The organism is Haemophilus parainfluenzae (genome assembly GCF_014931375.1).
Classification (GTDB): Bacteria; Pseudomonadota; Gammaproteobacteria; order Enterobacterales; family Pasteurellaceae; genus Haemophilus_D.
Genome location: NZ_CP063117.1, coordinates 928,925 through 945,362 on the forward strand (window position 1 = coordinate 928,925; position 16,438 = coordinate 945,362).

Here is a 16,438-nt window from a genome sequence, read left to right on the forward strand (position 1 = left end):
GGTTTAGCTCCTTATTTACCTTGCATTTGACGAATGGTTTCGAATTTATTTTGAATAATTGGATTTACGTTAGTTTGCTGAACGTGGCATTGTAAACAGAAATAACGACGTGGTGAGGTACCTTCTGTTTTTTGACCATCACGTGTTAAGAAATGACTCTCAGGAACACGTGGCGCACCCGTTGTTGGGGCAACATCTGGCGCGTGGCAACCTAAACATTGATTCGCATTTTTAGTTACTTGTAAGCCACGAATGCTGTGTGGAACAAGTGGGGGTTGGTGAGGGAAGGTTACAGGAATATTGCCTACATCTTTATAAGGATTATTAAATGCAGGTGCAAGACTTTCTGCTGTTTTATCGATGCTGTTTGCAACTTGTGGTGCATCAGCAAATGCCAATCCACTACATAAAGCCAGCATGAAAATAAATGATTTTTTCATGAAATCCACTCCATTAAATAATTAAATATTTTTAATTTTTATTTGTTTCTCAAATCGAGATCCAAATGTAAATACATTTTCTGCGCACACGTCAATACAGCGTCCACAAGTAATACAATCTTTTGCCAATACAATTTGGCTATCTTTTGGTCCACCGTGTAAAGGAAGTCTTAATACTTGCGGCTCTGGGCAAACATTATAACAATCCATACAACGGTCACAGCGATCACGATCAATTACATTAACTTTTATTAAACTTTTACTGCCAATGACACCATAAATCGCACCAATCGGACAAAGGTGACCGCACCAACCATGTTCGGCAACAAGTAAGTCAAATAAAAAGATGACTGTGACCAACCAAAGGGTTGCGCCTGTTCCAAAGACAAAGATGCGTCCAAGTGCGGCAACAGGGTTTATCCACTCCCATAAGAGTGTCCCCGTTATTGCACTACCAACTAAAATCACGGCTAAAATCACATAGCGAAGTTGGCGTGAAATTTTTAATGATTGTCGAATACCTAATTTTCTACGTAACCAAGCTGCAGCATCTGTTACCATATTCATTGGGCAAACCCAACTACAAAAGGCTTTGCTTGCAACGATAGCGTAGAATATGACAATCACTAAGGCACCAATAATCGTTGTGATTTCTGGTAGGTAACCTGTCACTAAACTTTCAGCGGTAATCAATGGATCTGTCAATGGCACAGTATCCAAAAGCATGCTTGAGCTGTAATTGCCTTTTAGAATCCAAACTTGCCAAATTGGGCCACTTAAGAACATTAAAATAATACTTAATTGACTGATTCGACGTAGAATTAAAAAGCGATAAGCATGCCACCAACCGAGTTTTTGGCGAGCTTCTAAGCCTGCATCTTTAGGCTTATTCGGGGTATATTTTTCAGCCATTATTTAACCCCCTTAATGTTTAAGTCCAGATTTGGGAATTGCTCTGCTTCCGGAACTGTTGTTGGATTTGGTACATAATCCATTGTTGCACGGTTTGGTGTTGCCACTTTTTGGTTCGGTTGAACTTGCATTGGCTGATAAACCGGCTCATGTGAGCCTTCCGGCATACGAGCATCCATTGCTGGACGTAAGCCATCCGGATGTTGCTCCTCAATTAAGGATTTTCCGGCATTTTGTTTTTCTTTCCAGCCTAAGCGATAGTGGCGACCGAGTAGTCCTTTGGCGATATCCATCGGTAAGACTTTAATTGCCGCTTCTTCTAATACACAAGCTTGTTCGCATTTACCGCATCCGGTGCAAGCATCAGAGTGAACAGTTGGAATAAGCTTTGCATGAATCCCTGTACGATCATTGTGGATACGTTCAAGTGTAATTGCTTTATCCACTAATGGACAAACGCGGTAACACACATCACAACGCAACCCTTGCCAGTTAAGACAAGTTTCATGGTCTAGCAATACGGCTAACCCCATTCTCGCATCATTGATGTCTTTAAGTTCCTCACTTAATGCGCCACTTGGGCAAGCATTCATACAAGGAATATCCGGACACATTTCGCAAGGTTTATCCCGAGCGATAAAATAAGGTGTGCCAGCTTCCATTGGTGAAATCAGCGAAGCTAAATGCAACATATCATATGGACACGCTTGGACGCATTGTCCGCAACGGGTACAAGCTGCCAAGAAATCCTTTTCCGGTAAAGCACCAGGTGGACGTAAGGCGATTCCTTCTTTAGCTTTAGCTTGTTGTTGCTGTAAGCCAAGAATAATACCAACCCCACACACTCCGGCAGCCGTTCTTGTCACATTTTTTAAAAACTGACGACGGTTAGGATCAAGTCTCATCTGCGTTTCCTTTTATAAGCGGCCTGATTTTGTAAAAATGTTGCAAAATTTGACCGCTCTTATTTTAAATTCCCCTCTCTTGAAAGAGAGGAGCGACTAGAAACGAAAGGAAAATCCTACGCTTTTTCCACTTTAACCGCACATTTTTTGAAGTCGGTTTCGCCTGAAATTGGATCGGTTGCATCCAATGTTAATTTGTTCGCAAGCTGACCCGCATCAAAGAAGGTGGTATAAATTAAGCCCTGAGGACATTTGTTACGACCACGGGTATCTAAGTAAGAAACCATTTCACCACGACGTGTAATTAATTTCACTTTATCCCCATGACGTAAGCCATATTTTTTCGCATCCGCTGGGTGCATCCAAACTAAGTTATTCGGGAACGCACGGTGTAATTCAGGTACACGACGAGTCATGGTACCGGTATGCCAGTGTTCAAGTACACGACCAGTACATAACCATAATGGATATTCTTCATCTGGTGATTCTGCAGGGTCTTCATAAGGCACACCTAAGATAATTGCTTTTTTATCCGGATAACCGTAGAACGCAACATCTTCGCCTGCTTTAACGTACGGGTCAAAGCCTTCACGGTAACGCCATAAGGTTTCTTTACCGTCAACAACCGGCCAACGTAAACCACGTACTTGGTGGTAAGTATCAAATGGTGCTAAGTCATGGCCATGACCACGACCAAAGCTTGCGTATTCTTCGAATAAGCCTTTTTGTAGGTAGTAACCAAAGTGATCTGCTTCATCATTGATGTATCCTGGAACATCCGTTGGTATTTTATATTTGTTTACTTCACCATTCTCGTAAAGTACTTCATATAAAGTCTTACCACGATATTCTGGCATTTGAGCTAATAATTCTTCGCCCCATACTTCATCTGTTTTGAAGTATTTAGAGAATTCCACAATTTGCCATAAGTCAGAACGAGACTCACCAGGACCTTTCACTTGTTGACGCCATAATTGGGTACGACGTTCTGCGTTACCATAGCCCCCTTCTTTTTCTACCCACATACAAGTAGGGAGAATTAGGTCTGCTGCAACTGCAGAAACGGATGGGTAAGGGTCTGAAACAACGATGAAGTTTTCAGGGTTACGCCAACCAGGGAAAATTTCGTCGTTAATGTTTGGACCACCTTGCATGTTGTTGGTACAAAGTTGCCATAAGAAGTTTAATTTACCATCTTTTAATGCACGGCTTTGTTGTACAGCTGCGTATCCAGGTACAGTTGGAATGGTACCTTTTGGTAATTTCCATTTTTTCTCAGCGATTTCAACGTGTTTAGGATTGGTTACTACCATGTCCGCTGGTAAACGGTGAACGAAAGTACCCACTTCACGAGCTGTACCACAAGCTGAAGGTTGACCAGTTAATGAGAATGGACCGCAACCAGGTTTAGAAATTTTACCGGTTAATAAGTGTACGTTATAGATCATGTGGTTAACCCATACACCACGAGTGTGTTGGTTAAAGCCCATTGTCCAGTAAGATACTAAGTTTTGTTCTGGATCTGCGTACATCTTCGCAAGAGTTTCAAGCTGATCTTTTGGTACACCAGAAATACGGTGTGCTTCGTCTAATGTATAAGGTGCAACGATTTTCTTGAATTCTTCGAAGTCAGAGTCATACATTTTACCTGCAGTTTTACGGTTTTTCGCTGCAACTTCAAGTGGGTGTTCTGGACGTAGACCATAACCGATATCAGTTTCACCACGTTTGAATTTAGTATGTTTATTAACGAAATCCCAGTTTACTTTATCGTTTTGGATAATGTAGTTTGCAATGTAGTTAAGGATTGCAAGGTCTGCATGTGGATTAAATACGATAGGCACATCAGCTAATTCAAACGAACGGTGTTCGAATGTTGACATAACCACCACTTTCACGTTATCAGAAGAAAGACGACGGTCAGAAATACGAGACCATAAAATTGGGTGCATTTCCGCCATGTTTGAACCCCAAAGCACAAATGCATCGGTTTTCTCGATATCGTTATAGCAACCCATTGGTTCATCCATACCAAATGTACGCATAAACGCAACCGCTGCAGACGCCATACAGTGACGAGCATTAGGGTCGATAGTATTAGAACGGAAACCAGCTTTCCAAAGTTTTACTTTTGCGTAACCTTCGTAGATGGTTGTTTGACCGGAAGAGAACATCCCTACAGCATTTGGTTCTTTTTTCTTCAAGATGTCTTTGATTTTTTCCGCCATGATAGTGAAAGCTTGATCCCAAGAAACAGGTGTAAAGTCACCTTCTTTATGGAATTTACCATCTTTCATACGTAATAACGGAGTTTGTACACGGTCTGCACCGTACATGATTTTAGAAAGGAAGTAACCTTTGATACAGTTTAAACCACGGTTTACCTCTGCATCTGGGTCACCTTGAGTTGCGACAACTCGACCATCTTTGGTTCCTACCAATACGCTACATCCTGTACCACAGAAACGACATGGCGCTTTATCCCATTTGATGCCCATATCTTCTGCCGCATCAACCTGTTTAACAGGGATGGTCATACCGGCAGCCGCTGCTGCTGCAAGCGCAGCATTGGCTTTCATAAAATCTCTACGATTAAGTTCCATAGTTTTCCCCACTCGTTGTTGAATTTTTTAGAATATACAAAATGGCATGTATACCTAAATTATTTATTTTTCATCTAAGTAATTCGAAATTAAAGAAACGACAATTACTCCTGGGATATCTTTAATTTCATCCATAAGATCCGCTAATGCTAATTGACGGTCACTTTCAAGGGTGACCACCAATTTGCCTTCATCAGATTTTTCGCCATGAATCTCAGCGGTTGGAATCGCTAAAATGGCTTCTTTGACTTGGTTAAGTTTTTCTGGTCTGGCTTGCACAACAATGCTGCATACATACCAGTTCTCATTTTCGCTAAATTGACTCATCGATATTTGTTTCAATATTAAAAATTTTTATTGCTTTTGTTGGGCAAACACTTAGGCAAGCGCCACAACCATTACAGCTTTCTAAATCCAATATGGGTTTTGCTACACCACCAAGTTGTAATCTAAAACGGATGGCATTCATCGGGCAGCTATCTTGGCAACTTCGACATTCCACTCGATTTTCCGTTAGACATTGCGTTGTAATCTCAACTTTATGTGTCCAAGGCTCTTCTTCTAATGAACGAAAAATTGGTTGTTCACAGACTAAAACACATTTTTGGCAGAACGTGCATTCACCCTTGTCAAATTGTATTTCAGGGAAACCGCCATCGCCTTTTACGATAATCTGGGTTTCACATACCAGTATGCAATCACCACACCGTGTACATTTCTCCGTAAAATCACTTTCGTTTATTGACCAAGGTGGACGTATAGCATTAATACCTTGAATTTTCGCGTTTTCAGAATGTAACGATTGTAAAAATTGCCCACGTAATAATTGTCTGCGAGAAGGATTTTCAATCGCCATATTTTTCTTTAAAGTTCGGTATTTTCAAGGGATGCATTATCTAGTGCTAATAAAAAAATAGTAACTACCTAAAAGGAGTAGTTTTTAAGAAATATACACTTTTGTTGAGATAGATCAATGATATTTTGAAGAAATGTTATTAGTGTAAATAAATTGTTAAAATATAAGTGAAAATGATTATTAAATAGGGCGGAAGAACCGCCCTGAAGTGAGTTTAAAATATTATGCGTTTTGGGTTGGGTAATCCCACCAAATATCGAATAATTCACTGATTTCGATTTGTTGTAATTTATTTTCTTCTAACCATTTTTTCACTAATTGACGATGGCTTTCATCACATTTACCGATTTTCTCTAAGCAAACTAAGCCTTCCCAATGTAAATAGCCGCTACCTTCATAAGCTAAGCCGTTTGGTTGAATCACTTCAGCAATAAAACGGTCAACGGTTTCATCGATAGTTTCGATGCTGGTCCCTTCAGCAAATTGCCAATTCACTAAAAAGCCTAATTCTTGGAATTCAGCTAAGTGAAGTTTTTTACGTTGACGTTGATTACGAGTTTTCATTTTCAATGTTCTCCTATGTTAAGGTAATGGGTATCGTCATCATCTCGATGATTATTTTTTCTTAAAGTATAAATCCCATACGCCGTGACCTAAGCGATGACCGCGCGCCTCAAATTTTGTAAGAGGGCGGAAATCAGGACGTGGAATATAATCTTGTTCGGCAGCATTGACTAAATTTTCATTGGCTGAAAGCACTTCGAGCATTTGTTCTGCATAGTTCTCCCAGTCCGTAGCCATATGAATAAAGCCATTGGGTTGTAATTTTTGTACAACTTGCTCTACAAAGTGCGGTTGAACAATGCGGCGTTTATGATGTTTTGCTTTATGCCAAGGGTCTGGGAAGAAAAGCTGTAAACCGCCTAATTCGCCGTCTTTCACACAATCACGTAAAATTTCAGTGGCATCATGGCAAATCACGCGAAGATTTTTCACACCTTTTTCTACCGCATAAGCAATACAGGCTCCCACACCAGGCGTATGCACTTCAATACCGAGATAATTTTTATCAGGATTCGCTTCAGCCATATCCACTAAAGATTTACCCATCCCGAAGCCAATTTCTAATATAACGGGATTCGTATTGCCATAAATCACGGCAAAATCAAAAGGGGCGTTTTGATAATCTAATCCAAGATCAGCCCAGTGATCGTTCATCATATTTTTTTGAAAATCACTTAAGCGACCTGTCCGCAACACAAAGCTACGAACTTTACGTTTATAACGACCATCTTCTGTAAATTCAGCCGTTTCAACGGTTTTACGTTTTTGATCAGCAAAGGTTTTTTGCTCTTCTGTCATGGTTTTTATTCGCTCAATTAAAATTGGCGGCGATTATACACTAAAAGGCAAGGTTGTGGGATTTTTCCACCTAATTCCCGTATAATAGCGAAAATTTTTAATTGTTTTTTGTTATGAATATTGTCCGAGTTGCATTAGCCGTACCGCTTCCCCGATTCTTTGATTATCTCTATTCGCCCCACTTGACACCAATTGTTGGTGGACGAGTGTTGGTGCCTTTCGGTTCGCAAAAACGAGTCGGGATCGTGGTGGATTTGCCCGCTTCTTCGGATGTCGCAAAAGAGAAGTTAAAACCGATTATTGATGTACTTGATGCTGACTCACTTTTTAATTCCACAACGTGGGATTGGTTAGCTTGGTCGGCTAATTATTATCGTGCAGCCTTAGGCGATGTGTTGTTTCAAGCATTACCGGTCAAACTCCGTAATGGAGAAAGTGCGGTTAAAAATGACCGCACTTTTTGGCGTATTACGGAACTTGGAAAACAAGCATTAGAATCAGGCGAGCTAAAACGCGCTAAAAAACAAATTGAAGCCTTAAATTTATTGCTCACGCAAGATCTAGAAAAAGGTAACAATGAGATCAGCTCCGCAATTTGGTCAGCCCTTAAAGGCAAAGATTATGTGGAAGAGATTATTGTACCTTCTGAACAAAAAAGTTGGCAGCAAGCGCTAGGGGATAATCCTTTAGTTAATCTTGATAACCGATTGACCTTAAACAAGCAACAAGCCCTTGCATTTAGCCAGTTGCTTTTCCAAGAAGGCTTTAATGTGTGGTTGTTAGAGGGCGTAACTGGTTCGGGCAAAACCGAAATCTATCTGCAATACATTGAAGAGGTGTTAAAGAAAGGCAAGCAGGTTTTAGTGCTTGTTCCTGAAATTGGGCTTACCCCTCAGACAGTGAGACGGTTCCAAGCACGTTTTAATGTGGAAATTGATGTATTGCATTCCAACTTGAACGATACGCAACGCTTAAATGTCTGGGAGCGTGCAAGAACGGGGCAAAGTGCAATCGTGATCGGTACGAGATCGGCACTTTTTACCCAATTTTCAGATCTCGGCTTAATTATTTTAGATGAAGAACATGACGGCTCGTTTAAACAGCAAGATGGTTGGCGTTATCATGCAAGAGATTTAGGCGTTGTTTTAGCGCAAAAGCTCAATATCCCTATCTTATTAGGTTCTGCCACACCAAGTTTGGAAAGTGTGAATAACGTACAAAATGGTAAATATCATCATTTGGTCTTATCAAAAAGAGCCGGAAATGCGACCGCACTTCGCCAGTTTGTGATTGATTTAAAACATCAACGAATTCAAAACGGCTTATCCGAACCGCTATTGCAACGTATGCAAGAACACTTAGAAAAAGGCAATCAAGTATTGTTATTCCTTAATCGACGTGGATTTGCACCTGTGTTGTTATGTCATGAATGTGGCTGGATTGATGAATGTCATCATTGTGAAAAACCTTATACTTATCACCAACACCAGCGCGTTTTACGCTGCCATCATTGTGGTGCGCAAAAAACAGTGCCGATGCAATGTGGTCATTGCGGTTCAACGCATTTAGTCACAACGGGTTTAGGCACGGAACAACTGGAGGAAACCTTAAAAGCACGTTTTCCACAATACAATATTGCACGTATTGATCGCGATAGTACGGCGCGAAAAGGCAAGCTTGAAGGTTATTTAGAGGATATTCAGCAAGGTAAAAGTCAGATTTTAATTGGCACCCAAATGTTAGCCAAAGGACACCATTTTTCGAATGTCACTTTGGTTGCTTTAGTGAATGTGGATAATGCGTTGTTTTCTCTTGATTTCAGAGCCGAAGAACGTTTGGCGCAGCTTTATGTACAAGTGGCGGGGCGCTCAGGCAGAGCGGAGAAACAGGGGGAAGTGGTTTTGCAGACGCACTATCCGGATCATCCGTTATTAACCACCTTGCTTGAAAAGGGCTATCAAGCCTTTGCAGAAGAAACCTTGAAGTTGCGGCATAATATGGGCTTGCCTCCATTTAGTTTCCAAGCCTTGTTTAAAGCCCAATGTCGTCATTCTGAAGAGGCGGAAAATGCATTGTCGCAATTGGCGTCTTTCTTCTATGAGCAAAAAATTGAAGGCTTGCAAGTGTTGGGACCAATTCCTGCACCGTTCAGCAAAAAAGCGGGACAGTATCGTTGGCAGTTACTATTACAACACGCCTCTCGAAAACAATTACAGGCTGCATTGAGTCGATATTCACCAGAGTTGATAAAGTCTTCTCAAGTGCGGTTAATTTTAGACGTGGATCCATTGGATTTGAGTTAGCAAAAATTCCCTAGAAAAATGCACAGTTTTTCAGTAGAATTAAGCGTTTTTTATACTCTAAGTTTAATTTATCGAATATTTTAGGATTTTATCGTGGCTCATCGAGATTTTGCCGGTCGAAGCGGCTCAAAAAATAATAAAAAGAAAGCAAAGAAAAGTTTTAATCGCAATACCTTAATTGCTCTTGCGTTGGTGGCGGTATTAGGTTTTGGGTTAGGGCTTTACTTCTTAAAAAGTAAAACACCTGAACCTGTCGTGACAACAACGGTTCAACCAGAAAAACCGCAACCGAAAAGTGTGTTACCAAATCGTCCAGAAGAAGTATGGCACTACATTAAAGAATTAGAAACCCGTACGGTGCCAGTGGATAATAATCCTTCTTCCGTTGAAAAAAATATGCGTTTGACGGAAGAACAACGTCAAGTGCTCATCCAAATGGAAAAAGAGCAAAAGGCTGCAGAAGAAGCGAAAAAATTAGAAGCTCAGCGTAAAGAGCAAGAAGCAGCGAATGCAGAAAAAGCCGCGGCTCAAGCACAGCAAGCTCAACCAGCGCAGACAGTTCAAACTCAGCCAGCTCAGCAACCAGCAAAATCAGAAGCGAAAAAGCCTGAGCCAGTTAAAAAGCCTGAACCGCCGAAAAAAGCGGAAGTGGTGAAAGCTGAACCAGTAAAAACAGAACCGGCTAAAACGGAGCAACCGAAAAAAGCAGAACCAAAACCTGCTGAACAGCAAGTACAGGCTAGCGGTAAAAAATTTGGTTTACAATGTGGTGCATTTAAAAATCGTGCGCAAGCAGAAAGCTTACAAGGTCGTCTAGCGATGGCTGGCGTAAATGCACAAATTGCGACAAGTGAAGAATGGAACCGCGTACGTGTAGGACCATTTGGTAGTCGAGATGCAGCAACAGCAGCACAAGATAAAGCAAAATCAGTGGCGAGTTGCGTTGTGATTGGAATGTAATTCAGAATTTAAAAGTGCGGTTAAAAATAACCGCACTTTTTTTATATTTTCACTTGCCAAAAAACGAAAAATCAATAAAATGAACGTTTATTCATTTTTGATATTCATCTTAAATGACCTTTCTCATATATAACCCTAAGAATTTAATTTTTTATTATGCGACAAGTAAAAGCCTCTAAAACGAAGCTTGATGTCAGCGAGCAGATCTTTGATGCAACAGATCGTCTTATGGCAAAAGAAGGATTACATTATCTTTCTATGCATAAGTTAGCCAAGGAAGCTGGCATCGCAGCGGGTACGATTTATCTTTATTTTAAGAGTAAAGACGAGTTATTAGCACAATTTGCTCGTCGAGTGTTCAATAAGTTTGCTGTGGCGATTGAAGAAGGTTTTGATGAAAGCCAATCTTTTTTCGAGCAATACAGAAAAATGTGGTGGAATATTTGGCATTTTCTTCAAGAAAATCCAACGATTCTGTTAAACATGAGCCAATATCGATCTTTACCAGAGTTTATTGAAACCTGCAAAGAAATGGAGCATTCGTGTTGGGAACACTTTTGTCTCAAGGGACAAGCCGCAAATGTGTTAGCTGATTTAGATCCTCACATGTTATTTTTGCTGAGTCTTAAAACAGCAATCGTTTTAGCCTCAGATATCAAGTTTCTCGGTACGGCAGTAACCGATGCGATGTTAGAATCTGTCATTGAACGCTCTTGGCGTGCAATTCAGAAATAGTCATTTTATTGTCTTAATGGAGTTTTCCAAATGAGTATAACTCAAACTGATAAACCAAAGCGTTCACACGTTTTCTTTTTGAAATTAGCGTTAGGCGTATTTGTGTTAATTTTTGCAGCAATGATTTTCCTTAATCAAATGAAGGCAAAAGGCATTGCTGATTTCTTGGCAAATAAACCAGAAACAGCATCCCCTGTAACAGCGATGACAGTAAAGGCTTCAGAATGGACGCCAATTATTGAAACGACAGGTCTTGTTCGTCCGAATCAAGGGGCGATGTTAAGTGCACAAAGCGCTGGAACCGTGTCTAAAGTGCTCGTGCAAAATGGCCAAAGCGTGAAAAAGGGTGATTTGTTAGTTGAGTTAGATAGTTCCGTTGAGCGTGCAAGCTTACAAGCGGCTCAAGCTCAAGTGGTGTCATTACGTCAAACTTATCAACGTTATGCAAACCTTGCAGGCAGCGGTGCCGTTTCTCGTCAAGAATTAGATAACGCAAAATCAGCTTATGAAGCACAAGCGGCAAATATTGAGTCATTAAAAGCAACCATTGAGCGTCGCCAAATCGTCGCACCATTTGATGGTAAAGCCGGTATCGTGAAAGTGAATGTTGGTCAGTACGTTTCAAACGGTACTGAAATTGTGCGTGTGGAAGATCGTTCTTCTATGAAAGTGGATTTTGCGATTGCTCAAAACCTATTAGATAAATTGCATATTGGTCAAAAAGTAACGGCTACGGCAGATGCGCGTAAAGGTGAAACTTTTGCCGCGAAGGTTACTGCAATTGAGCCAGCAATTAATTCTTCAACGGGTTTAGTCGATGTTCAAGCAACATTTGAACCAGAAGATGGCGCAAAATTATTATCCGGTATGTTTACTCGCTTAAATGTCGCTTTACCAACTGAGCATAATCAAATCGTTGTGCCACAAGTGGCAGTGAGCTACAACATGTATGGCGAATCGCTTTATATTTTGACCGCACTTTCCGATGAAGATATTGAGAAATTAGGCGGCGCAGAAAAAGCGGCGAATATGTACCGTGCAAAATCAATCACTGTATTTACGAAAGATCGTCAAGGTATTTATGCACAATTAAAAGGCGATGAAGTTAAAGTCGGCGATAAAATTGTGACCGGCGGTCAGCAAAACTTAAGTAACGGTGCATTAGTCTCTGTTGCAGATAAAGCGGGCGTAGGTACTGAACAACCTGCGAATAAAACGAATCTTTAATTAGGAAAAGCGAATGAAATTTACCGATATATTTATTCGTCGTCCTGTTTTGGCGGTTTCGATTAGCTTGTTAATCATTATTTTAGGATTACAAGCGATCTCGAAATTGGCTGTGCGCGAATATCCGAAAATGACCACGACGGTGATTACGGTGACCACTGCATATCCAGGGGCGGATGCGAACTTAATTCAAGCGTTTGTTACTTCCAAAATTGAAGAGGCGGTAGCGCAAGCAGATAATGTGGACTATATGTCTTCAAGCTCTAGCCCAAGTACGTCAACTGTCACCGTAAAAATGAAATTAAATACGGATCCGAATGCGGCCTTGGCAGATGTTTTAGCTAAAGTTAACTCAGTTCGTTCTGAATTACCAAGTGGTATTGAAGATCCAACGATTTCTTCATCAACCGGTGGTTCGGGGATTATGTATATTAGTTTCCGTTCTGACAAGCTTGATGCAAGCCAAGTGACTGACTATATTCAACGCGTAGTCAAACCTCAGTTCTTTACTGTAGAAGGGGTGGCGAGTGTGCAGATCTTTGGTGCATCTGAGTACGCACTTCGTATTTGGTTAGATCCAGAAAAAATGGCGGCTCAAAACCTTTCTGCCACACAAGTGATGTCCGCATTATCAGCGAATAACATTCAAACAGCAGCAGGTAATGATAATGGCTATTTTGTAACCTATAAAAACAAAGTAGAAACCACGACAAAATCGGTTGAAGAATTAGGTAACTTAATTGTGACGTCTAACGGTGATAAGTTAGTACGTTTACGCGATATCGCTGATATTGAATTAAATAAATCAAGTGATAGCTCACGTGCGGTAGCGAATGGCGCAGATTCCGTTGTATTAGCGATTAATCCAACTTCGTCAGCAAACCCATTAACGGTAGTTGCGAAAGTGCGTCCGCTATATGACAGTATTAAAAATAATCTGCCGGATGCTATTGAATCTGACATCTTATATGACAGTACAATTGCGATTAATAACTCCATTAATGAAGTAATCAAAACGATTGTTGAGGCAACGCTGATCGTGTTGGTGGTGATTACCATGTTTATTGGTTCATTCCGTGCGATGTTAATCCCGGTTATCACCATTCCGATTTCATTAATTGGGGTAATCATGTTGCTTCAATCATTTGATTTCTCTATTAACTTGATGACTTTGCTGGCATTGGTTCTAGCCATTGGTTTGGTGGTGGATGATGCGATTGTGGTATTGGAAAACGTAGACCGCCACATTAAGTTAGGTGAAACACCATTCCGTGCGGCGATTATTGGTACGCGTGAAATTGCCGTTCCGGTTATTTCCATGACTATAGCCTTGATTGCGGTATATTCTCCAATGGCGTTAATGGGCGGTATTACGGGTACGTTGTTTAAAGAGTTTGCTTTAACCCTTGCTGGAGCAGTATTTATTTCCGGTATCGTAGCATTAACGCTTTCACCAATGATGACCAGTAAATTGCTAAAATCCAATGAGGCTCCAAGTAAATTGGAACAACGAGTAGAGCATACCCTTAGTAAAGTGAATGCAGCTTATGCGTATGTACTTGATTTGGTGATGGTAAACCGTAAATGTATGTTGATGTTTGCGGCGATTATCTTTGCAACCTTACCCGTGTTGTTTAAATCGCTTTCGAGTGAATTAACACCAGCAGAAGATAAAGGGGCATTTTTAGCGATTGGTTCAGCACCGTCTAACGTAAACGTGGATTATGTGCAAAATGCGATGGCACCTTATCAAGAGATTTTAAAAAATACGCCAGAAGTGCAGTTTGCTATGACAATTTCAGGCGCACCAACTTCTAACCAATCTTTAAACGTCATTACGTTAAAAGACTGGAAAGAACGTTCAAAAAGCCAAACTGAGATCTTAAATGAATTAAATGCGAAAGCGAAATCAATTCCTGAGGTATCTGTACAAGGCTTCTCGTTCCCAGAAATTGATACAGGGGAGCAAGGACCTCCGATTGGTTTTGTGATCAGCACATCACAAGATTACGGCGATTTAGCAAATGTAGCCGGTAAATTCTTAGAGGATATGCAAAAATCCAGTAAGTTCGTTTATACCAATCTCGATCTTAAATTTGATACCGCTCAAATGCGCATTAAGATTGATCGTGAAAAAGCAGGGACTTACGGCATTACGATGCAACAAATCAGCCGTACTTTAGGTAGCTTCTTATCTGCCGCAACCATTGAGCGTGTGGATATTGACGGCCGTGCTTATAAAATTATTTCCCAAGTAAAACGTGACAATCGTTTATCTCCGGAAAGTTTTAATAAGTATTACATCACCGCAGCAAATGGTACCTCTGTTCCATTAAGCAGCTTGGTGACGGCTACATTGGAACCACAACCAAGTACATTGCCTCGTTTCAGCCAGTTAAACTCTGCGGTGATTAGTGCTGTACCGATGCCAGGTACTTCAATTGGTGATGCGATCCAATGGTTACAGGACAATGCGAAAAATACTTTACCACAGGGTTATAACTATGACTTTAAAAGTGAAGCGCGTCAGTTAGTACAAGAAGGTAATGCGCTTGCTGTAACGTTCTTACTTGCGGTAGTGATTATTTTCTTAGTCTTGGCAATTCAGTTTGAATCAATTCGCGATCCAATCGTGATTATGATTTCTGTACCGTTAGCGGTGAGTGGTGCGTTATTAGCCTTAAATGCCTTTGGATTTGTAGGGATTGCTGGAACGACACTCAATATCTACTCACAAGTGGGTTTGATTACCCTGGTTGGTCTTATTACGAAACACGGTATTTTGATGTGTGAAGTAGCGAAAGAAGAGCAGTTAAACCACGGTAAAACGCGTATTGAAGCGATCACCGAAGCGGCTAAAGTACGTTTACGTCCAATTTTGATGACAACCGCAGCGATGATTGCAGGTCTTGTACCGTTGCTTTATGCAACAGGTGCGGGTGCGGTATCTCGTTTCAGTATTGGTATCGTTATCGTGGCAGGTTTGGCAATCGGTACATTGTTTACCTTGTTCGTGTTGCCAGTGATTTATTCTTACATTGCAAGCGAACACAAACCGTTACCAGTGTTTGATGAAAATGTAAAACCAATTGAAGGTCACATTAACGAACAACATTAATTGAAAATACTATAAAAACAAACCGCACTTTGATTTTTCAAGTGCGGTTTTCTTTTAGAGATTAAAAAAGCGAACATAATGTTCGCTTTTTATTTATGAAAGTGCGGTCAAATTTTTAACCATTTTTATTTAGCCATTTTTATTTTTAGTGGCTTTGTAAAGTTCCATCGCTTCTGGTAATAAGCGTTGTAAGTTTTCTTGGCGGGATTCATCACTCGGGTGAGTAGAAGCTAACACATCAAGTGCACCTTTAGAACCACCAGAGGCTTTTGCCATTTTTTGCCATAAACCTGGGGCAACTTCAGGATTGTAACCTGAGCGAGCCATTAGCATTAATCCAACTTCATCCGCTTCAGTTTCTGCGCTACGAGAGTAAGGTTTATCTAAAGCAAAGTCTTTGGTTAAACCTACTGCTAATTCACTTGCACTTGAACCGATAACAGTAGAAAGGGCGGCATGACCTAAACTTGCTGCAATATTAGTAGCCATACCAAAATTCACTTTCGCTTTACCGTGTTCTTTTAAAGCGTGTGCCATTTCGTGACCCATTACAACAGCAATTTCATTATCGTTTAACTGTAAGGTATCCACTAAACCTGTGTAGAATGCCATTTTACCGCCTGGCATTGCCCAAGCATTCAGTTCTTTTGATTTAATGACATTGATTTGCCAGTTAAATTGTTGTCCAGTTTCATTCGCTTGGTCTGCATAAGGCACCATTTTATTAAACACTGCATGAACACGTTTTGCAGTTTTTGATGAAGTATCAATTACACCATGTGCACGCATATTACCCATTTCTTGGGTATAGCTACTTGCAGCTTGTTGATTGATAGAGGCAGAGTCAGCACACGAAGTTAATACAACACCCGCTAACGCAGCAAAAGCAAAGCTTTTAAGTTGTTTTTTCATAAATTATCCTTTTGTTGAGATGGCTGATTATATGAATTTATTGCGTTTTGTCGATATAAAAAGATTGTCTTTTTATTTTGTACTACTATAATAGTGCAAATTTTT

At 40.5% G+C, this 16,438-nt stretch carries 14 protein-coding genes; 5 read left to right on the forward strand and 9 right to left on the reverse strand.

The genetic code is table 11. The annotated features are described in order from the left end of the window. Positions 1–11: 11 nt before the first annotated feature. From INP95_RS04485 to trmB, 8 genes are all read right to left on the reverse strand, one after another. On the reverse strand, positions 12–440 hold the full coding sequence (locus INP95_RS04485; protein ID WP_197560992.1) for a nitrate reductase cytochrome c-type subunit: 429 nt from the start codon (positions 438–440) through the stop codon (positions 12–14). Between the two features lie 21 nt (positions 441–461). Then, a complete protein-coding gene (gene napH / locus INP95_RS04490; protein ID WP_197560993.1) occupies positions 462–1,352 on the reverse strand; it encodes a quinol dehydrogenase ferredoxin subunit NapH in 891 nt (296 codons plus the stop codon). Further along, positions 1,352–2,257 carry a ferredoxin-type protein NapG gene (napG, locus tag INP95_RS04495; RefSeq protein ID WP_049365641.1) on the reverse strand — a complete coding sequence of 302 codons (906 nt, stop codon included), beginning with the start codon at positions 2,255–2,257 and terminating at the stop codon, positions 1,352–1,354. Before napG ends, napH begins: the two co-directional genes overlap by 1 nt. Before the next feature lie 116 nt (positions 2,258–2,373). Further along, a complete protein-coding gene (gene napA / locus INP95_RS04500; protein WP_197560994.1) occupies positions 2,374–4,860 on the reverse strand; it encodes a nitrate reductase catalytic subunit NapA in 2,487 nt (828 codons plus the stop codon). Positions 4,861–4,923: 63 nt separating this feature from the next. Next, positions 4,924–5,187, reverse strand: coding sequence for a chaperone NapD (locus tag INP95_RS04505; RefSeq protein ID WP_102703633.1), 264 nt, complete (start codon positions 5,185–5,187; stop codon positions 4,924–4,926). Further along, a complete protein-coding gene (napF, locus tag INP95_RS04510; protein WP_197560995.1) occupies positions 5,174–5,716 on the reverse strand; it encodes a ferredoxin-type protein NapF in 543 nt (180 codons plus the stop codon). Before napF ends, INP95_RS04505 begins: the two co-directional genes overlap by 14 nt. Before the next feature lie 222 nt (positions 5,717–5,938). Next, positions 5,939–6,280, reverse strand: coding sequence for a YggL family protein (locus INP95_RS04515; protein ID WP_080351316.1), 342 nt, complete (start codon positions 6,278–6,280; stop codon positions 5,939–5,941). A gap of 51 nt (positions 6,281–6,331) precedes the next feature. Beyond that, positions 6,332–7,078, reverse strand: coding sequence for a tRNA (guanosine(46)-N7)-methyltransferase TrmB (gene trmB / locus INP95_RS04520; RefSeq protein WP_014064823.1), 747 nt, complete (start codon positions 7,076–7,078; stop codon positions 6,332–6,334). A 113-nt stretch (positions 7,079–7,191) separates the two neighbouring features. On the opposite strand from trmB, the gene priA reads away from it, so the two are divergent. The 5 genes from priA to acrB all read left to right on the forward strand — a co-directional run bounded on the left by priA (position 7,192) and on the right by acrB (position 15,421). Continuing rightward, on the forward strand, positions 7,192–9,381 hold the full coding sequence (priA, locus tag INP95_RS04525; protein ID WP_197560996.1) for a primosomal protein N': 2,190 nt from the start codon (positions 7,192–7,194) through the stop codon (positions 9,379–9,381). 93 nt (positions 9,382–9,474) lie between these two features. Next, positions 9,475–10,341, forward strand: a complete 867-nt coding sequence (gene ftsN / locus INP95_RS04530; protein ID WP_197560997.1) for a cell division protein FtsN — start codon at positions 9,475–9,477, stop codon at positions 10,339–10,341. A 156-nt stretch (positions 10,342–10,497) separates the two neighbouring features. After that, positions 10,498–11,076: a TetR/AcrR family transcriptional regulator gene (locus tag INP95_RS04535; protein WP_197560998.1), complete on the forward strand. Its 579-nt coding sequence runs from the start codon at positions 10,498–10,500 to the stop codon at positions 11,074–11,076. Between the two features lie 30 nt (positions 11,077–11,106). Then, positions 11,107–12,303: a multidrug efflux RND transporter periplasmic adaptor subunit AcrA gene (gene acrA / locus INP95_RS04540; protein WP_049363237.1), complete on the forward strand. Its 1,197-nt coding sequence runs from the start codon at positions 11,107–11,109 to the stop codon at positions 12,301–12,303. A gap of 13 nt (positions 12,304–12,316) precedes the next feature. Continuing rightward, on the forward strand, positions 12,317–15,421 hold the full coding sequence (acrB, locus tag INP95_RS04545) for a multidrug efflux RND transporter permease subunit AcrB (protein ID WP_197560999.1): 3,105 nt from the start codon (positions 12,317–12,319) through the stop codon (positions 15,419–15,421). A 129-nt stretch (positions 15,422–15,550) separates the two neighbouring features. Here acrB and INP95_RS04550 read toward each other — a convergent pair whose 3' ends face one another. Then, positions 15,551–16,333, reverse strand: coding sequence for a M48 family metallopeptidase (locus tag INP95_RS04550; RefSeq protein ID WP_197561000.1), 783 nt, complete (start codon positions 16,331–16,333; stop codon positions 15,551–15,553). Positions 16,334–16,438 lie beyond the last annotated feature (105 nt).